The sequence below is a fragment of the uncultured Mucilaginibacter sp. genome (assembly GCF_913773635.1).
Lineage (GTDB): Bacteria > Bacteroidota > Bacteroidia > Sphingobacteriales > Sphingobacteriaceae > Mucilaginibacter.
On record NZ_CAJYGQ010000010.1, the window covers coordinates 189,561 to 211,540 of the forward strand.

Here is a 21,980-nt window from a genome sequence, read left to right on the forward strand (position 1 = left end):
AGGTGTCAATACGATTAACAGCGTGACTTTTACGTTTACACTTAATTTTATCTCTAATTAGGTGGTTGAATTATTGGAAAATCTTAACACCCTTACTTTTTCACAAGGCCTTTGGTCGTCAAATTAACTTTGGTCAAGTCCAGGCCCATGGACTTAAATTGCTGATCGATACCCGACCTGAATTGAGCAGACTGGCCACCCTGTAAGGCGCTTTGCCAACCTAAGTAAAGCACAACGGCCTGTAGCTTTAGCTCTTCTCCAAGGCGTGAGATGGCTGTTGGAGTTGATAAACGTTTGTTTTGGCTTAATAAGGCAGTTGTTTGGCGTTGTAGTGCTTTATCAACCTCGGCCGTTATGCTGGAAGTATTTTGAACGTTATTCACTACAACGTAACCAACTTCAAGGTATGCAGCCAAGGCGGTTGCGGCATTGTTGGCCGGTAATCCCGACTGTTGCACCATCTGGGCAAATAGTTGGTTATAATCGGCCTTTCCGGGGCCTAGAGCATTGAAAAAAGCTTGGCCGGCTGCTGCGTTACGCGCCTTTAAGTTATTTCCAAGTTGCTGAACTACCTTTTGCTGTAAGGCTTTATTTGGCGTATAATTAAAATTTACCTTTGTGTTCAAAGCCTTAGCTGATTTTCCTTTGCGCGCATTGCGCATGGAGCTTTCAATGGCTGAGTTGGCTAAAAGTGTATTGGTTTGCGATATAACGGAACTTGTAAAGTTGTCCATTATAAGATCAACAGACTGTTGGGCTTTAGCGGTGCTGTTTGATAGTAGGAGGTAGGCAAAAATACAATTGATCAGAAATAATTTCCGCGCCATAATTAGTTTATTGAATTATGCGTATAACATAATTTAAGCAAAAAGGATTTAAGTGCAGCAAAAATTCAAATTAACGTAACATTGAATTAACCAAAAAGCATATCAACACAGTAGCGTTAATGAGGGAAACTAATTTTGCCCATACTCACATTGGGGATGCCGCTTGCCAGATTCATGGTGTTTAAATTTCCCGATACTGCTTCGTTGGCAAGCAATGCAAATAATACCGCTTCTTTAGCATCTGGATGTATGCCCAAATCGGCAGTTGACTTTATCTGTTTTTTTAAACGATTTTCAATAAGTGATACAAGCAGTTTGTTGTACATGCCGCCGCCACTTAAATATATTTCAAAGTTATTGATATTACCTGTTGCCTTCTCAATAGCATTGATTATTCCGTGTGCTGAAAAGTGTGTAAGTGTTGCAATAATGTCCTCATTACTTAACCCTCTTGCACCACTTTGATCAATTGCGTTTTGCAGGTACGCTTTGTTAAAAAGTTCAGGACCTGTAGTTTTAGAAAATTCGGCAGCAAAAAAGTTGTGGTTTAGCAGGCAATGCAACAGTTGTTTATTTACTTCGCCGCTCAACCCCAACCGTGAGTCTTTGTCATAATACAATCCCGGGTAATGGGCTTGCACAAACTGGTCAATCATGGTATTACCCGGACCTACATCTGTTGAAAAGAAATGCTCAGGTCTTCCAGCAGGCAGATAGGAAAAATTGGATATGCCGCCGATGTTAAGCATTATGCGATTTTCTTTGTCGTTAGAAAAAATAAGCAAATCGCCGTAAACGGCCAATGGGGCACCTTCGCCACCTGCTGCTATGTGCTTTTGCCTGAAATCACTTAATGTAATTATTCCCGTTGAAACAGCAATATGGTCGGCATCGCCAATTTGTAAAGTAGCATTGTTATATATGCTATTAGGATGGGTGTGTTTAGGAGCGTGAAATATGGTTTGACCATGACTGGCTATTAAATCGATGGATTGATTTTCAACCCCCCATTCTTGTAAAGCCTCATTGATGAGTCTGGCATGATAGCTGCCTACATAGGCGTTCAGCAGCGTTAATTTTTCTAAGTCAACGTTCTTTTTGGCAAATACAGACTTCACTTCCTCTTTAAAAGCTGGCTCGTATCCCTTAGTGATGAAGTTGCTTATGTTGACTTTTGTAGTTAGGCCACTACCGTTGAATTCGCATAATGCAATATCCAAACCGTCGAAAGAAGTTCCGGACATTAAGCCGATGATTTTTCTTGCCGGTTTTTGGCCAATTTGATAAAGCTTTTGCAGATCAGAATTCATGGGACTATGCTAAACGTTTTTAACAGCTTTAATACTCATGATGTGCTTGTCAAACTCATCTCCATGAATTTTTGCTTTGGCTTTGATGCGCATTTTATATACATAAATTGTTTTCTCGGTGTATTCTAGAATATTAGCCACCGCCTGCACGTCAGTAATCCCTAAACGCATTAAAGCAAAAATTCTTAAATCTGTTGTTAGCGCCTCATGTTCACGCGGCCAAATCTGGTCTTTTTCTTCAAAGAGTGCATTAAATGAACTAATAAAGTTTGGGAATATCTTTAAGAAAACATGGTCGAAGGTATAGAATAGTCGTTCGCGTTCTTTTTTAATGTTAATGTCGTTTATGGTTGCCTTGATATCGTCATACTTTTTAAGGGTAAGCTTAGTGTCAACCGAATGTTTAAGCTTTTCCAGTTTTGATATATAGCCCGATATTGAATCAAAAAAGTAACCTATGTAATCCTCTTTTATCTTCGCATCCTCCAGTAACTTACTGTTGATTGACTTGAGCTCTGCATTCTTGTCTTCAATAACCTTCTCCTGTGCTTGTAGGGCCTTGTACTGTTTGAATAGCAAAATGGTTATCACAATCACCACCGCGGCCAACACGGTAAGTATTAAAAGATAAGTTAAAAACCGTGTACGTTCTGTTTCCGAGTAATTAAGCTGTTGAGCCGCTACTATAGGCAGTACAGTACTTATTTGAAGCTGGCGTAGCCGTGCGCCGTAAAATTCGGCATCGGCCATGGCTTGTTGCAAAAAGTCGTAAGCATCTTTACTATTACCATCTTTGTAAAGCTGTTCTGACAACCATAACAAAGCCACGGTTTCTTTGGTTGATGATTGTATATCCCCAATCGCAGCGTTTATCAGTAGCTCTGCGCGTTTTTGAGGATTGTTGTCAACGTACAGGTTACTTAAGGTTGATGTTGCAATGGCGTACTGATGCTGTGTAAGTTTTTGCTTTAGTAGAGAGTTAAATGTGGTTTCCGCAATTTCGCGCTCGTTATTTTTTAAAGCTTTATAGCCCGATAGATATTCAAAGTTATATGATCCGGGTTTGCTTAACGCTATAGCCGAATCAATAAATTTGTTGGCAGATGTGTTGTAGCCTGGTGAGTAATGCGTGTCGCTATTAAAAGCCGCTAAATCATAGTTTGCCCGTGTTAAAAGCGAATAATACTCAAACCTGGCGCTATCAGTTAAAAGTTTTGCATTTACAGATTTCAGGTTGTCAAACGTTTCTTTAAACAAGCCCGATGACAAGAGAATAAACGCTATTTTCAGTTTAGCCTCGTGTACAAGGTCTTTACGGTTTCCATCCTCACTTAGCTGCAAAAATTTATTGGCATATACATAAGCTGAGTCATACTGGTATGACCTGTACTGCTCATATATAGCATCACAAATTTGTAGTGATTTGCCCGTGTTTGCTTTAGCTGTATTTTGAAGTTGTTTTTTTAAAGAGCCGATGAGAGCTTCTTTTTGCCGGTCGTACTTTTTCTTATTTGCAATTTCCTGTTTAAGCTTTTGAATAAGTGGTGCTTTACTTTGCGCAATGTTAATTTGCGGCAAAGCAAGCATAACAAGTGCCCAGCAAAGCAAACTTAATACGTACCTGTTAAACATGCGCAAAAGTATAGGTAAGAACTTATTATACCAAATGCAAAAGCCCCGGTGCAAACTTTTGCACCGGGGCTTTTAATAGCGTTAATTCCTTAATAATTTAGTACCATACGGCCTTTATTATTATCAATAATTAAGCTTTGTACGTTACCTCCTTCAGCAACGTTATCTGTGCCCTGCGGATCAAATGTTGAAATAGGCGTTAACAGTGATACAAATTCCTTTTTAGCTTTTAAAGATTTTCCGTTCAGGCTTAATTTCTCATTAGTATCAAACCCGTGCAGTTGTATTTTTATGTATTTGAATTTTGAGGAGCGGTTACCTTCAGCTTCATTAATTACAATTTGTTTTGATGATGCATTGTAGGTCATCAACCTTTTATAATATGAACCTTTTTCGTAGTCGTAACTTTCGCCATCATCTTCGTAATACACAAAGCTATTGTTACGGTTACCTTTATAAATGTGGAGAGTAAGCGTATCGGTAGGTTTTTCGGCAGTGCTTTGTATAAGCGATTGCATAGGTATAATACTGCTTTCCTTTACAAAAACCGGAAGTTTTGTAACAGTAACCCTTGTAAGCTTTTCCTGTTTACCGTTTATGCGTTCATCGTTATAAAGGTTATACCAGTTACCTTCAGGGAAATACACTGCTCCAAAGCTATCAGCACCTCCAAAAGGAGCAACCATGAAACTGTTACCAAAGCCATATTGATTTTGAAATTGTGTTTCATAAATCTTCGGATCGAAGGTATAGTCTATTGCTAATGAGCGCACCACTGGGTTGCCGCTTTGCGTTGCCTGGTAAAATGTTGAATAAAGGTATGGCAACAACCGGTAACGCAGATTGATAAAGTTGCGCGAAATCTCCAGCGCTTCCTCACCAAAGGCCCATGGTTCGGCTGATTTGGTATTTACTGCTGTATGATTACGAAAATACGGACTAAATGCGCCTATTTGCATCCAACGTGAGTAAAGCGCCACATTGGGGTTGCCGGTAAAGCCACCAATATCCATACCGGTAAAGGCAACGCCGCTTAAGCCAAGGCTACTTAGCAAACGTACGCCTAACAGCATATGGTCTTCCTCGGCCCGGTTGTCACCTGTCCAAATTGCAGTGTAGCGTTGCAAGCCTGCATAACCGGCACGCGTTAACATAAACGGACGTTTGTTGCCGTTAGCTTTCAGGTAGCCCTCGTAACTGGCACGAGCCATTTCCATGCCGTAAATATTGTGCCCCTGCAGGTGAGATACGTTTTTACCCTCATAGCTAAACAATACGTTATCAGGTATTTTTTGGCCCCATGTTGCAATCTCGTTCATGTCATTCCAAATACCATCAACGCCTACATCGGCATATTTTTTCACCTGTCTGTGCCACCAGCTGCGTCCTTTGTCTGATGTAAAATCAGGAAAGTGACACCAGCCCGGCCAAACCTGCCCGGTATAATTCGTGCTGTCGGCGTATTTTATAAAGATGTTGTTTTTAACGCCGTCTTCATACACTGGGTACCCCGCTTCTGTCTTAACACCGGGGTCAACAATAAGTGTTAAATGCAAGCCCATGTCTTTTAGCTTGCCCGTTAGCTTAGCCGGATCAGGAAATCGATTTTTATCCCATGTGAACACTTTATACTTGTCCATATAGTGGATGTCGAGCGTTATGCCATCCGCAGGTATTTTCTTTTCGCGCAGTGTTTGTGCAATGCGGTATACCTCCGTATCAGGGTAGTAGCTGTAACGGTTTTGCTGATAGCCTAGGCTCCACATTGGAGGCATTTTCATACGGCCGGTTAAAGTGGTATAGGAGCTTATGATATCGGCTAAGTGTTTATGATAAATGAAGTAGTAATTCATTTCGCCACCACGGGCACCGAATGACGAAAAGCGGTTGTTGCTTGCGCCAAAGTTGAAATCGCTTTGAAACGTGTTATCAAAAAAAATACCGTAGTTTAAATTATGGTGTATGCCTATGTAAAATGGAATGGTGGAATAAATAGGGTCCTGGTCGGTACGGTAGCCAAATGTATCAGAGTTCCAGTTGGTATAACCGCTACCTTTGCGGTCAAGGTTGCCGGTTTTTTCGCCTAAGCCTATAAAGCGTTCGCCATCCTGCATGTGCTTGTACGTAGTAACCGATTCATTGACCCATGAGGTAGTAAGTCCTTTTTCATCTTGACTAATGATGTTGCCATCCAGCGTGTAAAATGTTGCGCTGTATGGTTTTTTACTAATCACAAGCTTAACCGAATCTGTTACAATGTTTAACTGATTCTCATCTTGATTGATAGATACCTTACTTGGTTGCGGCTTTGTAATTACAGCGTAAGAAAAACTAGGTTGTAATGGTTGCTTATCCATACGCACACGTATTACCGATGGGCTGTAAACCGTTACTTCGGCAAATGCGTTTTCGGTAGTTAATTTAACCTGCTGTCCGCTTATTTGCACATTACTCACGTTGCCTGCACTTTTAACAGCCACGTTTTGTGCATAACCTATAGCAGCTGTACACACTGTTAAAATAGCGAGCGGGAGCACTTTGTTCAATATCTTCATGTATTTAACAGGTTTTTAAATTACGGGCAGTGTTGTTGCACTGCCCGTAGCATTATTGTTTAGTTATGGTGTAAGTAAAGGAGTTAAGATCAACGTGCAGTTTAAACGTGCCCGTTCCAGGAAATACAAGGTTTGCACCGCTTGCACTTAATTGTCCGCTTGCACCGCCAAAGCTTTCATCCCAGTTGGGTTTGGTGGCTACCTTAAATTCAAAATTGGTTACCGTTGACGGTACGGTTACAACACCATCGTAAACCTTGTTATCCAAAGGCGATTCCAGCTTTGGTGCCGTAGCCGGCGACCAGCCCTGGTATGCACCCGGCAGGTAAACAAAACCTGCAGCCGAGTATGGCGTTACGGTAAGGGTTACCGCGTTTGAATAAGCTGCATCGGTATTGGGAGCAATGCTTGATTTTAGCCTAACCTCAACTTGTGCTTGGGCATCGATTACAAGACCAAGGTTAAGGAGGGCTTTATTTAAATCGCCCACTTTAACTGCGGTGGTGGTACCTGCGGCTGCTATCTCGCGTGGAAGTTTGAAATTGTTTCCTTTTTTATCAACCTGCAAGGTATAGGTAACTGTACCTGCCGAACCACTTACCGGTGTTGCAGGCCAGTTGAAGGTTACAGCAGTGTTTTCAGCAGTAGGTTTTGACAGGGCAGGTGTAGTGGTTGAGGCGGTTAAATTACCTGCATTGCCTAATGAGGAATAAACCTTTGTTTCATCCTTTTTGCAGGATGAAAGCATGAGCAGCATTATACTACCCGCTGCCATCATTGAAAAAAATATCTTCTTCATAATAATTATGCTGATGCTTATTAATAACCTGTGTTTTGTTTTAAATTAGGGTTGTTGTTTAAATCGCTGCTTGGTATTGGAAACAGGGTGCGGAATGATTCAACACCACGGCCGTCACGTATGCCGCCTTTCCATGGCCATAGGTAGGTGCCAGAGGTAAACAGGCCATAACGAATTAAATCGGTACGACGGAAACCTTCCCAGTACAACTCACGGCCACGCTCATCAAGTATGCTATTTAAGTTAATTGATATAAGGTTGCCTGCAGGTGTACCGCTGTAAGCGCGTGTACGTAAGTTGTTTATATACTGTAGCGCAGTTGCTGCGTTACCTCCAGCGCCACCGCGTAGTGTTGCCTCTGCATAAATCAAATACATTTCGGCCAGACGGAATAGCGGGAAATCGGTAGAGCAATAAGTGCCACCGGTTGATGGCGCTGCTGTACCGTTTTGCAAAATGTTTTTAAACTTTGTAACGGCTAAACCTTGTGTAAAATCATTTACATTGTTAATCTCCTGATTGTTGCCGTAAAACAAAGCACGTTTGTCTGTAGTACCGGTACGGTCGGTAAATAGTAAAGGTAAATTGCGCGTACTGCGGTTACCGCCCCAGCCACCACTTGGAACACCAAAGCTTGCCGGGTTCATATCCGAGTTTATAGCCGCATTAATAATGTATGTAGTGCCACCATAATTTTGGGTATTAACACCATCATAGTTTACCGATAAGATAGTTTCAGTGTTGTTAAGGTTGTTATCGGCCAAAAACAAGCGTTGGTAGCTTGGCATTAAGGTATATCCTGCACCAATTACTTTATTGGCGTAAGTTATAGCATCTCCATATTTTGCATTTCCGCTGCCTAAATACACTTCAGCATTCAGGTACATACGTGCAAGCAACGCCCAGGCGGCTGCCTGATCAGCCCTGCCGTATTCATTTTGGCGCGGTGCAGCCAATGAACTTTCAATAGCTTTTAACTCTGACTCTACATATGCAAATAAACGCGCACGTGTAATTTGCTCAGGCAGGTATTTGCCAATAGGTGTAGTTTCATCAACATAAGGCGGGTTGCCAAACAAATCCATTAACACCCAGTATTGGTAAGCACGTAAGAAACGTGCTTCGGCGCGGTATTTACGTGCGTTATCAGCATCGGCACCGGTAATGCCACGGCTGGCCAGCTTATCATCTGTAGATTCGCGGATGAAAGCATTGGCTACCGTAATTTGATAAATACAACGGTTGTATAAACCGTTAAGCAGAGTATTGTTTGGACCCCAGTTAAGGTTATGAAAATCGGGAACGTCGGTATTGTTCCATGCACAAATAGCTTCTTCGGTAGTCCATTCCTGCGCGCTCCAGTATAAGCGGATAAAGTCAGACGTGCCGGCATCAATACCGCCTAGGTCAGATTTATCAGCACCAACGCTGCTGGTTAAAGCAAATGCGCCGTAAACCTTTGCAAGCGACTGCTTGTAGCCTATTGGGGTAGCGTACACATCATCAGCCGTGGTGGCATTGGTAGGTGTACGGTCTAAATCTTTTTTGCAGGATACCAGGGCAACTGAAACTATGACAGCAACACCCAGATTTTTCCATATATTCTTTTTCATTTCTTCTCTTCTTTTATGGGTTAAAAGCCAAGGTTTAAACTCAAGGTATAAGTGCGCGGGCGAGGATAGAATTTATTATCTATACCGCCTGATATTTCAGGATCAAGTCCTTTATACTTGGTTAGCACAAATACGTTTTGCACGTTAGCGCCAACATTTAGCTTTAAGCCGCGTCCTTTAAAAATATTACCAAAATTGTAGTTAAGCCCAACGTTATCCATGCGCAGGAATGATGCGTTTTGTACGTAATAGTCTGACAGATAAGTGCTGTTGGTAAAGCCTGTATTAAGCAAATCACGACTGGCATTATTATTTAAGTTACCTGCAGTGCTAATGATGGTATTTTGAGTGCCAAGATTGGATGCAACATTGTTATACATGTAATTGCCAATGTTTGCACGTAATACAGTAGAGGCCGACCACTTTTTATAGTTAAAGTTGGTGCTGAAACCCATAATGTATTTAGGGAAAGGCGATTTATAATGATATAAATCGCTGTTGTTGATTACACCATCTTTGTTTTGATCAACAAATACGCCTTGTAGCGGCTTGCCGGTTTTTTGGTCATAAACCTGTTGGTATACGTAAAACGCATTTGGTGAGTACCCTACCGATTGTATTTGAACATTGGTACCTGTACCACCTGTAATGCCGCCTACTGCATTACCTACCGAACTATCATTTACACCGGTGGCAGACAGGTTGGTAATTTTGTTATGGTTGTAAGCAATGTTGTAGTTTACTGTCCAGTTAATGTCCTGAGTTTTTACCGGTACAAAATTTAAGTTCAGTTCAATACCACGGTTCACCATATTACCTACGTTGGTAACTAAGCCGTTGGTGAAGTTGGTACCGGCAGGCAGGAATATGTATGACAACAGGTCTTTAGTATTTTTATAATAGGCATCAATGCTACCGCTTATACGCTGGTTCAGGAATCCAAAGTCGAAGCCAACGTTGGTAGTAGCTGTTGTTTCCCATCTTAAGTTTGAATCATAGAAAGATGGCGTATACATGTTATAAAACTGATTGCCAAACTGGTATCTTGAATCGTTGTTACTAATAAAGTAAGTAGGCAGATAGCGGTACAGGTAGTCGTTACCCAAATCCTGCTGACCGGTTATACCGTAGCTCACGCGTAGTTTTAAATCAGATACAGTTTTTGAAGTTTTCAGGAAGTCTTCGTCACTGATGCGCCAGGTAAAGGCAGCCGACGGAAATACGCCCCAACGCTCGGTTGGTGAAAAGCGTGAAACACCGTCGGTACGAATTGAACCGGCAAATATGTACTTGGTATCAAAAGTGTAAATCAATCGTCCGTAGTATGATTCAAGCGTATATTGCGGAACATCAAATGCAAATACAGGGGTTGAACCGGCTAACAAGCCACCCGCTGCGTTGTAGCGCGGATAGTTGCGGTTCACCGTACGGAAATCGTAGTAACCATAACCGGCAGTTGCATTGATGTTGCTTTTAATTGATTTTACATCGGTAACGTAGTTTAAATAAAACTCGCCGGTCGTGTTATAATTTTTTTGATGCGACTGATAGCTTGAACCGGCAGTAGCATAGGCCTGGGCGGCCGTAGCAGGAACAAATACGCTGCCACCACTTTTTGACAAATCGTAACCTAAATTTAAGTTAGCCCTCAGGCCGGTTAAGAAAGGGAAGCGATAATCGGCAGTGAAGTTACCAAAGCTGCGGTAGGTATTGTATACATCTGACTTATCATTTAACAGTGCTACGGGGTTACGCGGCGCATTAGGATTAAGCACAATTGCACCATCAGCCGTTGTATTATACCATTCGTTATAGCCATTAAAAGGGCTGCCGGTTTTATAAACAGGTTGCGTAGGGTCAAATGCAATAGATGCACCAATTGCATCCTGATTGCCAAAACGGCTTTTAGCATAAGTTCCATTTACGTTAAAATCAAGTTTTAAGGCGTCATTGAAAAACTTAGGACTTAAACGAATTGCTGCGGTGGTGCGCTGCAAACGGTCGGTTTTAAGTAAACCGTTAGCATCTAAATAACCAACCGAAACACGGTAAGGCAGTTTGTGGGTGGTACCCGATACACTGAAGTTATTATCAGATGTAAAAGCTTTCTGATAGATTTCATTTTGCCAGTCGGTATTGGCATTACCCAAAAATGATGCGCGGTTGGTTCCATTTGCAGCATCATAATTACGAATATAGTTGCGTACTTCATCAGCCGATAGCACGTCAATTTTGTTACGCATTGATGCTATGGCATTTTTGGTTGAAAATGTGAACTGTGGAGTACCGGCAGTACCTTTTTTGGTAGTGATTAAAATTACACCATTTGATGCCCTTGAACCATAGATGGCGGTTGATGATGCGTCTTTTAGTACGGTGAATGTTTCAATATCATCAGGATTAATCAACGCCAATGGGTTTGAAGCACCTGAAATGGCATTGTTACTCACCGGTACACCATCAATTACAATCAAAGGATCGTTGCTGGCGTTTAGTGAAGCCCCCTGACGTATACGTATAGTAGCGCCTGCACCCGGTTGGCCACTGTTGGTAGTAACTGATACACCAGCAATTTTACCTTGAATCAATTCGGCAGGTGTGGTTGTGGTACCTTTTTGAAAATCTTTTGATGAAACAGTTGAAATTGCACCCGTTACTTCTTTGCGGTTTTGCGTACCGTAACCTATAACTACTACCTCCCCCAAAGCCTTGTTATCGGGCGTTAGTTGGAAATTGGCAGTTGCCATAGCTGTGGCGCTTACAGTAACAGCTTTACTTATTTTTTCGTAACCTATAAATTGCGCTGCTACAGTGTAGCTGCCAGTTTTTAAACTACTTATCCGGTAAACACCGTCGGGGCCGGTAACGGTGCCTTGAGTAGTGCCAGTGATAACAACACTTACACCAGGTAAAGCTTCGCCTTTTTCGTCGGTTACTTTACCGGTTATGCCCCCGGTTTGTGCGAATGCAATGCTCGAAATAAAGAGCAGCAGGCACACCATTGCATAATTTTTGAGATAGTTCTTCCTCATACAACTTTTGTTTTTTGCTGTAAAACCTTGTTGGTTAAATAAAATTGGTTTGAAATGATGGGGTAGAGGCAAAGCCTTACCTGCATAAACTGCGATTGTTTTTTGTTTAGGTTGGTTAGGTTTGAGATACAGTTATTTGCTATGCATATTGGGGATAATTGGTTAATTTAATTCTAGTATGTATTGCCCTCTGGCGGGGACAGATATGCTCTTAGTGATATTGAATTTATTCCCTGTGATTATATCAAGGCCTTCCGTTCGGTTGCCGGTGATTTGCTTGTACCTATCCATTGGCACTTCGCGGTTTGTGTTGGTGCCGTTTAGCATAACCAAAACGGTTTTGTTGCCGCTTATACGTGCGTACACATAAACGCCCGTTTCGTCAGGTACATAGTGTACAAGCTTTCCGTTTGCAATTGCTGCATTTTGTTTACGCCATTTGAGCAACTTTTGCAAGTAATTCCAGGCTTCGTTTTGCTTATCACTGCGGCCATCTGAAGTAAACGCATCTTTTTTATCATTGCTCCAGCCACCCGGGAAGTCTGTACGCACGTAGCCATCGCTTTTGGCTTTTTTACCATCCATTAAAATTTCGGTACCATAGTAAATTTGTGGAATACCTCGTGTGGTTAATAGGAAAGCTAAAGCTTGTTTGTATCGGCGCAGGTCCTGATCGTCTGCACGGGCAAAGCGGTCTAAATCGTGGTTATCTAAAAATGTAAGAATGTTGCTTTGGTCAGGAAACATAAAGTCTTGAGCCAGCTCTTCGTATATGCTGTAAAAAGGACTCCCTTCACCGGTGCGATCTTCTTTACAATAATCGAAAGCGCCTGAGGTTATAAAAGTAAGCGGGAAGTCCATTACGGTTTTAAGGCCCGTTTTCCCTTGCTTGTTCAACGCAGAACCTTGCTGCCACCATGATGATGCCGATGAACGACCATACCATGATTCACCTACGATATTGAACTGAGGATATTCGGCTTGTACCTCGCGGCACCAGCGTGCCATAAAGTCATAGTCGGGATAAGGATATGTGTCCTGACGGATGCCGTCTATACGCGCAAATTCAATCCACCATATGCTGTTTTGTATTAAATAAGTAGCCAGGTGCCTGTTGCGTTGATTTAAATCGGGCATTTCCTTAACAAACCAGCCGTTAATTAAAATATCTTTATCAATGGCAGCAGCGTGTGGGTCCATCAAAGTGTACTTGGCATGGTTGGTTTGCACATATTTGCCAGAGTTATTGTTAATCCAGTCTTTTGATGGCATGTCGTTCATCCACCAGTGTGAGCTTCCGCAATGGTTAAAAATCATATCCATTACCACCTTCAAGCCGTTTTTGTGCATGTTGGCCGTCAAGGTTTTGAATTCACTGTTAGTACCAAAACGCGGATCGATGTTATAAAAGTCGGTAATGGCATAGCCATGGTAGGAGCCACCAGGCATACGGTTTTCCTGTACGGGGTTTAACCATACCGTTGTAAAGCCTAAATCTTTAATGTAATTGATGTTTTTAGCAATGCCGGCCAAATCACCGCCATGGCGTGCATTTGGGTCTTCGCGGTTTATCTTAACGCCATCTAAATCATCATTAGCCGCGTTGGCATTTGCAAAGCGATCGGGAGTGATCAAATACATAACATCGGCCTGACTAAATCCTGCTGCGCCTTCTTTTGCTGTACGAGCAAGCAAGGAAAAGTTATGTGTAAGCGTTTGATTGCCTTGTTTAAATTGTAGCCTAACAGTGCCAGGCTTGGTATTAGCAGCAATATTTAAATAAACAAACAGATAGTTAGGATTATCGGTATGGGCAACTTCTTTTACAGTTACACCTGGATAATTTACAATCAACCGGCTTAACCCAATCTGTTTGCCATAAACCATTATTTGAAGCTGCTTGTTAACCATGCCTGTCCACCATGATGATGGCTCAACTCTGGTTATTTCGGCTGCCTGGCTAAGCAAAACAGAAAGAACAAAAAATAGCGAGAGTACAATTCTTCTCATTTAAGGTCAGTTAATAGTTTTTATCTTCCAGTCAAAAACACACGGCACAGCTAAATTACCGATACCGAAATTTCAACTAAGTGTATAATTGGTTTATGGCTGTTTACGATCTTGAGTGATAATCGTTACAGCAATACAAAGTAAAGTCACAAACAGCAAAAAAGGATTAAGTTGCGGCCGTTTTTAAAATTAATTTACGGAAATTACAAGTTAAGTTACTGTTAAACAATTACATAGGTTAGTATTTTGTCTGTAAAATTTAATGGCATTTTGAGGTGTAATTAAGTTTACAGGCGGATTTTTCATTTGATTAAGATGGTAAATTTCTAAATTATGTATTACCAGGCATAGTGTAAGTAATTAATTTCCAGAAAAAAAAGCGGGCGGTATTTACGTACTCAACTTCCACAAATTGTAATGTTTTATGTTAATATTACAACATGAAAATTGCCACCTATAACGTCAACGGCGTCAACGGACGCTTGCCTGTCTTACTTCGCTGGCTGGCTGAGGCGCAACCCGATGTAGTATGTTTGCAAGAGCTTAAGGCACCTCAGGAAAAGTTCCCTGAGGAAGCTATTAAAGATGCGGGGTACAATGCCATTTGGCACGGACAAAAAAGCTGGAACGGTGTTGCCATTTTAGCCCGAGGCATGGAGATTAAGGAACTGCAACGAGGCCTTCCGGGTGACGATGACGATATACAAAGCCGTTACATTGAGGCTATGGTAAACGATGTAATCATAGGCGGACTGTACCTTCCTAATGGCAACCCGGCACCCGGACCAAAGTTTGATTATAAGCTAAGCTGGTTTGAGCGGCTGCAAAAACATGCAGCACGCTTAGTTAAACTGGATTTGCCTGTTATACTTACGGGCGATTTTAATGTGATGCCAACTGAGCAGGATGTTTACAAGCCTGAACGTTGGGTGGATGATGCCTTGTTTCGTCCTGAAACGCGTGAGGCATTTCAAAAGCTTGTTGCGCAAGGGTGGACCGATGCCATAAGAAAGCTTTATCCTGAAGAAACCATTTATACATTTTGGGATTATTTTCGCAACGCATACGGACGTAATGCCGGTTTGCGTATTGACCATTTTTTGCTTAATCCTAAAGTATCAGATAAACTTAAAGCAGCTGGTGTTGACAAGCATGTTCGCGGCTGGGAAAAGACGAGTGATCATGCACCAGTTTGGATTGAGCTGAAATAAATACATTATAAGCAACTTTCAACTAATGGGTTTTGGAGTTAATTTGGCGTTTGTATTTTTAGTAATACCTTCAACTATCATCTTACTAATTATAGCATTTATAGGCAAGAGTAAATTTTATTTGAAAGCTGTGGGTGTTATGTGGGCGGTTTTACTGTCAATTATGGTGCTTGCTAGCGTGATTAAATGGATGACCTCAATAAAGCAACTTGATAAAAGTGACTATTTCGGGTCTTACATAGTTGATAGGAGCTACTTTGCCGGCAAACAAGCCGACTGGCAATATGATCACTTTAGGTTTGAAATTAAAAATAACGACTCCATATATTTTTACAAAACTGACGGAGAGAGCATAACCAAAGTTTATAAAGGCAGCATTACAACTGTGAGGCCTTACGGTTCGGACCGGTTAGTTGTTCATATGGATACCCCAATTCATCATATTATGCATGATAGTTATCCTACAATTTATCGTAGTGCATGGAGCTTCAAAGTCGTTTTCCACTCTCCGTTATATAATAACGTATTCTTTAAAAAAGGCGAATGGGCCGAGTTAAGCAAATAATTAGTTCAATGAATAATAATTGATTTACAGCTTAATGCTATCGCTAACTTAACGGTACACCAATGAAATATTTAGCCATAATGCTTTTTTGCTTTGTTTGCTCACCTGTAATTGCACAGTCTAAAATGGATGTGCTGACATTACGTGAAGACACTACTTATAAAAACAGGTACGGATACGCTTTTGTAAATGCTAAAGGTGATACGGTTCTCAAACTCGACACCGCTAAGTATTCATTTTGCTTTACAACTAGCTTTAAACACTTTGCTGTAGTAGGGTTCAGAAAAAAACACGGCTGGTATGCTATTGACAGGAATGAAAAAGTATTATTTGAAGTTTATAACACCAGTAAGGGCGAGCCATCACCCGATGAACTGCGCGAAAATTTGATACGGGCCATTGGTCATAAAGGGTTAATCGGCTTTGCCAATGAAAAAGGACAAGTAGTAATCAATCCTCAATTTGAAGCCGTTACAAGTTTTTATAAAGGCAAAGCCATTGTGGGAAAGACATGTAAAGAAGTGTTATGGGGTAGCGAAAGCCAGGCTAATGATGGTGACAAGCATTACACAATTGATTGCAAGCAGGCGGGCTACATCAACAAAAAGGGCCAGATACTCAAAATGGGTAACTTTACCTTCGAACAAATACAGAAGCAAATTGGTTGGAAATCAGAATTTAATTTGATGTAAAAGCGCACACACTTGCTTGTGTGCACGCTTCAATCGATATTTATTGTTCGTCAACGCTCTTACCCTTCATAGCCGTTGCAATTGCTTGATCCATCACGCGTTCGGCGTAAGGGCGGGTAAGTTCATTGAGCTCGTCAATTTTTTTGTGGATGAGGTCTTTGTCGCCGCTGGTAAGTGCAGCTTTCAAAGCCTGAACGTATTGGTGTGTACTACTAACTTCAGCAACACTTAGTAGTGCGCCATGCTTTTCTATAAAGCGTTCAGTAGTATAAACCATTTGTTCACCTTCGGTGCGCGCTTCAATCAGCATACGTTGAGCCACATCGTCTTTTGCATGCGTAATGCTGTCCATAAGCATTTGTTCAACCTGGTCATCGGTAATACCGTAAGCCGGCTTTACGTCAACTTCCTGTTTAGTTCCGGAGCGTAACTCAATGGCTTGCACTTTCAATATGCCATCGGCATTAAGTAAAAAGTTAATGTCAACCTTAGGGAAACCTGCAGGCATAGCAGGTATGCCCTTCAAATCAAACTCCGCCAGTTTGCGGTTTTCTTTAACCAAATCACGCTCGCCCTGGTAAACCGAAATTTTCATATTCACCTGGCCATCTACAGAGGTAGTGTACTGCCTGCCTGCTTTGGTGGGCACCTTTGAATTACGCGGAATAATTACGTCCATTAATCCGCCCATAGTTTCAATGCCCAATGATAGAGGGGTTACATCAAGCAGTAAAATGTCTTTACGGTTACCGGCCAAAATGTCGGCTTGTATTGACGCTCCAAGGGCAACCACTTCATCAGGATTCACATCGTCATGCGGTGTTTTTCCAAAGTAATCACCAACTCGGCGTTTAACTAAAGCGGTGCGGGTAGATCCGCCAACCATAATAACCTCGTCAATATCTTTGATGGTTAAGCCTGCATCTGTAAGTGCATTAGTACAAGCTTTAATGGTTTGCTCAACTTTGGGGGCAATCAGTTCTTCAAATGTAGTGCGGTCAAGCGTGCACCATATATCGCCAATTTTTTCATTGAAAAGACTTTGATGGGCAAACGCTTTTTTAGCTTCTTCTGCTTTCAAGCGCAGCTGCTGCATCAACTCGCGGTTATCAGCAAGTTCTGTACGGTTCAGCTGGTTTTTTTCAATCCAGTACTCAAGTATAGCCCGGTCAAAATCATCTCCGCCTAAAAAGGTGTCGCCGTTGGTAGCTAACACCTCAAATATGCCGTTTTGTATTTGCAGTATTGACACGTCAAATGTGCCGCCACCTAAATCATATACTGCAATGGTTTTAGTTTCGTCGGCCTTAAGGCCTATACCGTAGGCTAAACTAGCAGCAGTAGGCTCGTTTACAATGCGTAAAACGTCTAATCCGGCAAGCTTCCCGGCATCGCGTGTGGCCTGGCGTTGCGAGTCATTGAAGTAAGCCGGAACTGTTATTACCGCGCGGTTCACCGGTGTTTTAAGTGCATGTTCTGCACGTTCTTTTAGTTCCTTTAATATTAAGCCAGATAGCTCAATGGGTGTGTAAAAGCGATCGCCCACTTTAACTTTAACAAGGCTTTCGGTGTTATCATCAATTACTTTGTATGAAAAGAAGTCTTTGTAATTTTCAATATCGCCATAAGAACGACCCAGCAATCGTTTAACCGAAAATATAGTGTTTTGCGGGTCGGTCACTAGGTGATTTTTGGCCTCGTTACCTACAGTGATAGTGCCTGTTTTATCAAAATGCACAACCGAAGGTACTAATACGCCCTTGCCTGCATCATTAATAACCTGCGGGTTTTTGTCAGGGTTGATAAATGCTACCAGCGAGTTGGTGGTACCTAAATCAATTCCTACAATAATTTCTTCCTTTTGCAATGAACCCGTTGCCAGGTTGATGGAAACTTTAGCCATAATACTTGCTTAACAAGCGGCAAATGTAGCTAGTTTTAGTTTAAGGCTTGTCATACTTGTGTGAATTGCTTTGCAGCATATTGTATAGGTTTATGATGTAGTGCAGTTCCTGACTGTCGCACATACATTGTCAACTCCTTTTTTGCCTTTATAAATCATTGCGTTAATGCGTATTTCTATTTAATTTCATCGCATAATGATTAAGGCTAAGTTTTGTAGTGCAGCTATAGCAGCATTGATTTTGATGGCGTTAGGAGCAAATGCACAGCAATTTGGTGGCAATCCGCCGTCACTCAAATGGAATCAGCTTAATGATTCGGCGGCCAGGGTAATATATCCGCTGGGCATGGATTCAATTGCAAGGCGGTTAGCAGGCATAATTGATCATGTTAAAAACAGTACCCAACCAACCATAGGCTTAAAGCAGCGTAAAGTAAATATTGTATTGCAAAACCAGCTGATTACTACTAACGGTTACGTTGGTTTGGCACCGTTCAGAAGCGAATTTTACCTTGTACCGGCCCAAAACAGTTTTTCGTTAGGGAGTTTACCGGTGGGCGATCAGCTGGCTATACATGAATTCAGGCACGTTCAGCAATTCAATAATTCTAATGTAGGGTTAACTGCTTTTTTAAAAGCTGTTTTTGGAGAAGGCGGGCAGGCCTTGGCATACGGTATTGCCGTACCAAACTGGTTTGCCGAGGGCGATGCCGTTTATAATGAAACCTACTTAACCAACCAGGGACGGGGCCGCCTACCTTACTTTTTTAATGGATACCGAAGTTTATGGGCCGCCGGAAAAGACTACAGCTGGATGAAGCTTCGCAATGGGTCATACAGAGACTTTGTACCCGACTGGTATCCGCTAGGGTATATGATGATAGCTTACGGAAGATATACTTACGGTGATGATGTTTGGCGGAAAATCCACAGAGATGCAGCAGCTTACCATACACTTGTTTATCCTTTTCAAGGCGCGTTAAAACGTTACACAGGCAAAAATTACGCTGACTATCGCACGGTAGCGCTTGATTATTTCAAACAGCAGCTCGTAAGTCCCGAATTGCAAAAAGGCACCTTGAAATACAAAAGCAATCAGCATTTTATTGGCAGTGAGGAGTTCCCAAACTATGTAAATGACAGCACCATTATTTACAGAAAATCGTCGTACAAGCAACGTGCAACGTTTGTTGAAAGGAAAGGCAACCAGGAAAGAAAAATACGGCTATCAGACTTTACCGTTGATGGTTACTTTACTTATAACAACGGGAAAATCATTTATGCATCGCGTCGTCCTGACCCGCGCTGGACTTACCGTGAATATAATGAGCTTAAGATAGTTGACGTGGTAACAGGCCATCAGCAAAGTATTACCCGTAAAACCAAGTATTTTGCGCCAGCGTTTAACGCCGACAACAGTCGTATTGTTGCGGTTGATGTGCAGCCATCAGGAAAGTACGCCTTACATATATTAAATGCTGCCGATGGCGTTTTACTTAAAGAGGTTCCTAATCCTAATGGGGTATTTTATACCTATCCCAGGTTTTATTCTGAAACTGCAATTGTTGCGGCTATCCGCAAAACATCGGGCAATATGAGTATTGCGTTAGTTGACGTTGGAAGTGGAAAGTTAACTGAACTCACACCTGAAGACATAGCACCCAAAGCATTTCCTGTTGTACAGCGCGATACTATTTACTTCACAGGCACATCCGGTATCAACGACAAGCTGTTTGCCGTCAGCATACCCGACCGTAAAGTGTATGAACTGCAAGGCGACTCGTTGAGTAATTACATCGGCAACTATCAGCCCGCTGTAAGCTCTAATAGAGTAGGGTGGGTAAGCTTTAGCGCGTTTGGTTATCAAATACACCAGACAGAAAGGAAAAATCTTCGCTTTAAACCATTTGTTAGAACTTCGCAGTTGCCTGATTTCAATATTTCATCATTAAAAAATGAACCGGCCAGTAACTTAATTGCATCGGCGGCTCCAGCTGCCACATCTGCCAAAAAGTATTCAAAACTTACTCATCCGTTTAACTTCCATAGTCTGATTCCTAGTATTGATGACCCTGATTACAGTATATCTTTAATGGGCGAAAACATTTTGAATACCCTGCAAACTGAGCTTTCCTTTGGTTATAACCGTAATGAAGGGTATAAACAATTAAGTTTTAATACTACTTATGGCGCCTTTTTCCCTTACCTGTTTGGCAGGGTTGATTACACGCTAGACCGGCGCGACTACGGCTTTGATGCCAACCGCAATGTAGTTGAAGTAAACTGGAACGAAACGAGGTTGCAAACCGGTATTCAGGTGCCGCTACTTTTTGCCGGTGGCAAAAACTATACGCGCCTTACCTTCACAAGCAGCGTTAATCTAAGTATGAATAATGTAAGGCAACAGGCTTTCAAAGGTTCGCTTCCTAATTACACTTACATAAATAATTCGTTTACATTCAACAATCAAATTGCAAAGCCATACCAGCTTATCAATCCGCGGCTTGCGCAAAGCGTAACGCTAAGCTATCGCAATACAATAAACAGCTTAAATGCGCACCAATGGTTGGCATCCGGTACTTTCTATTTTCCGGGTATATTAGCTACGCATAGTATTGTAATCAATGCAGCTCATCAGCGTCGGGATAGGGCTTATAGCTTTTTCTCTAATCAGTTGCCGTTTTCGCGCGGTTATACAGCTGATAATTTATACCGCTTATACAAAGCCGGAATAAGTTATCATTTTCCCGTAGCATACCCTGATGCCGGCTTTGGCAATTTATTATACGTTATGCGCCTGCGCGGAAGTATTTTTTACGACTACACCCGTGGTACGGATTTCTATCGAAACGGCACAACGTTTAAGGCAAATTTCAGATCGGCAGGAGCGGAGTTGTATTTTGATACCCAATGGTTTAATCAAAGCTCCATAACATTTGGGCTGCGCTATACGCGTTTGATGGATGAAGATTTATTTGGAGGAAACGGGCGTAACAGGCTAAGCCTCATACTGCCCCTGAGTATCTTTTAGCAAGGGGTAGGGCTCGTTAGCCTTTTCAATTATACTGCGCACGCGGCCTGCATCGGTTTCGTCTATATCATAATCTTTACCTACGCTACGTCCTAACAATATGTTTTCGTTCATGTAAAGCATGCCCGTTTTACGAATTTTGCGTGCCGATGAATGTATCTCTGTAGCACCGGTAAAATGCACCAGGTCATTTACGTTATATTCGCTCACACCGCCGCCGGGCATTACGCATATACGCCCGTTTGCTTTTTGTATGAGTTGAGCAATTTTGCTGGCGCCTTCAATTGCAGTGGTTTTACTGCCTGAGGTAAGTATACAATCATACCCCATTTCAATAATTTCTTCCAATGCCTGAAACATATCTGCACAAAGATCAAAAGCGCGGTGAAAGGTAGCTTTCATGCCTGCATCTTTTGCCATTTTTACCAGCTCCTTACACCTTACTTTATCAATAGTTCCGTTTGGGTGCAGCATGCCGGTTACTATGGCATGCGCGCCTAGCTCTGCAGCCATCTTTAAGTTTTCTTTCATTACTTCATACTCTGCGTCAGAGTATAAAAAATCGCCGGTACGGGGCCTAAGCAGTACATGTACAGGTATATTGATTTTATTTAAAGTAACTTTTATTTGTCCGTACGATGGCGTTGTGCCGCCTTCATGAAGGTTGTCACATAATTCAATACGTGTGGCGCCGCCCTTTTCAGCAGCAATTGCCGATTCTACAGAGTTAGCGCAAACCTCAAGAGCAATATTCATATTAAATTGACGAAAAAATATAGGTTGTTACTTATTTATGAACT

Annotated in this window: 14 protein-coding genes; 4 read left to right on the top strand and 10 right to left on the bottom strand. The window is 41.9% G+C overall.

Annotation, left to right across the window (positions count from 1 at the left end):
- Window positions 1-92: 92 nt before the first annotated feature.
- The 8 genes from QZ407_RS12975 to QZ407_RS13010 all read right to left on the bottom strand — a co-directional run bounded on the left by QZ407_RS12975 (window position 93) and on the right by QZ407_RS13010 (window position 13,778).
- Complete coding sequence (locus QZ407_RS12975) at window positions 93-827, bottom strand: DUF6683 family protein (RefSeq protein ID WP_295771763.1); 735 nt, start codon at window positions 825-827, stop codon at window positions 93-95.
- A gap of 116 nt (window positions 828-943) precedes the next feature.
- Window positions 944-2,137 (bottom strand): anhydro-N-acetylmuramic acid kinase, encoded by a 1,194-nt coding sequence (locus QZ407_RS12980; RefSeq protein ID WP_295771765.1) that lies wholly within the window; start codon window positions 2,135-2,137, stop codon window positions 944-946.
- Window positions 2,138-2,146: 9 nt separating this feature from the next.
- A complete protein-coding gene (locus tag QZ407_RS12985; RefSeq protein WP_295771767.1) occupies window positions 2,147-3,769 on the bottom strand; it encodes a DUF6377 domain-containing protein in 1,623 nt (540 codons plus the stop codon).
- An 89-nt stretch (window positions 3,770-3,858) separates the two neighbouring features.
- The gene (locus QZ407_RS12990; RefSeq protein ID WP_295771769.1) at window positions 3,859-6,324 is read right to left on the bottom strand and encodes a TIM-barrel domain-containing protein; all 2,466 of its coding nucleotides are present in this window, start codon (window positions 6,322-6,324) and stop codon (window positions 3,859-3,861) included.
- A gap of 52 nt (window positions 6,325-6,376) precedes the next feature.
- Entirely contained in the window at window positions 6,377-7,123 is a 747-nt protein-coding gene (locus QZ407_RS12995; RefSeq protein ID WP_295771771.1) for a SusE domain-containing protein, read from the bottom strand.
- 20 nt (window positions 7,124-7,143) lie between these two features.
- The gene (locus QZ407_RS13000) at window positions 7,144-8,736 is read right to left on the bottom strand and encodes a RagB/SusD family nutrient uptake outer membrane protein (RefSeq protein ID WP_295771773.1); all 1,593 of its coding nucleotides are present in this window, start codon (window positions 8,734-8,736) and stop codon (window positions 7,144-7,146) included.
- Window positions 8,737-8,756: 20 nt separating this feature from the next.
- The gene (locus QZ407_RS13005) at window positions 8,757-11,768 is read right to left on the bottom strand and encodes a SusC/RagA family TonB-linked outer membrane protein (RefSeq protein WP_295771775.1); all 3,012 of its coding nucleotides are present in this window, start codon (window positions 11,766-11,768) and stop codon (window positions 8,757-8,759) included.
- 162 nt (window positions 11,769-11,930) lie between these two features.
- Window positions 11,931-13,778: a glycoside hydrolase family 13 protein gene (locus QZ407_RS13010; RefSeq protein WP_295771777.1), complete on the bottom strand. Its 1,848-nt coding sequence runs from the start codon at window positions 13,776-13,778 to the stop codon at window positions 11,931-11,933.
- Between the two features lie 440 nt (window positions 13,779-14,218).
- Here QZ407_RS13010 and xth point away from each other — a divergent pair, with 440 nt between their 5' ends.
- The 3 genes from xth (at window position 14,219) to QZ407_RS13025 (ending at window position 16,246) form a co-directional block, all read left to right on the top strand.
- Entirely contained in the window at window positions 14,219-14,989 is a 771-nt protein-coding gene (xth, locus tag QZ407_RS13015) for an exodeoxyribonuclease III (protein ID WP_295771779.1), read from the top strand.
- Between the two features lie 25 nt (window positions 14,990-15,014).
- Entirely contained in the window at window positions 15,015-15,554 is a 540-nt protein-coding gene (locus QZ407_RS13020) for a hypothetical protein (protein ID WP_295771781.1), read from the top strand.
- A 62-nt stretch (window positions 15,555-15,616) separates the two neighbouring features.
- The gene (locus tag QZ407_RS13025; protein WP_295771783.1) at window positions 15,617-16,246 is read left to right on the top strand and encodes a WG repeat-containing protein; all 630 of its coding nucleotides are present in this window, start codon (window positions 15,617-15,619) and stop codon (window positions 16,244-16,246) included.
- A 40-nt stretch (window positions 16,247-16,286) separates the two neighbouring features.
- On the opposite strand, the gene hscA is transcribed toward QZ407_RS13025, so the two are convergent.
- Window positions 16,287-18,149 (bottom strand): Fe-S protein assembly chaperone HscA, encoded by a 1,863-nt coding sequence (gene hscA / locus QZ407_RS13030; RefSeq protein ID WP_295771784.1) that lies wholly within the window; start codon window positions 18,147-18,149, stop codon window positions 16,287-16,289.
- A 196-nt stretch (window positions 18,150-18,345) separates the two neighbouring features.
- On the opposite strand from hscA, the gene QZ407_RS13035 reads away from it, so the two are divergent.
- Window positions 18,346-21,180 (top strand): hypothetical protein, encoded by a 2,835-nt coding sequence (locus QZ407_RS13035; protein WP_295771786.1) that lies wholly within the window; start codon window positions 18,346-18,348, stop codon window positions 21,178-21,180.
- On the opposite strand, the gene QZ407_RS13040 is transcribed toward QZ407_RS13035, so the two are convergent.
- Entirely contained in the window at window positions 21,148-21,936 is a 789-nt protein-coding gene (locus QZ407_RS13040) for a copper homeostasis protein CutC (protein ID WP_295771788.1), read from the bottom strand. The genes QZ407_RS13035 and QZ407_RS13040 overlap by 33 nt on opposite strands.
- Window positions 21,937-21,980: the final 44 nt, after the last annotated feature.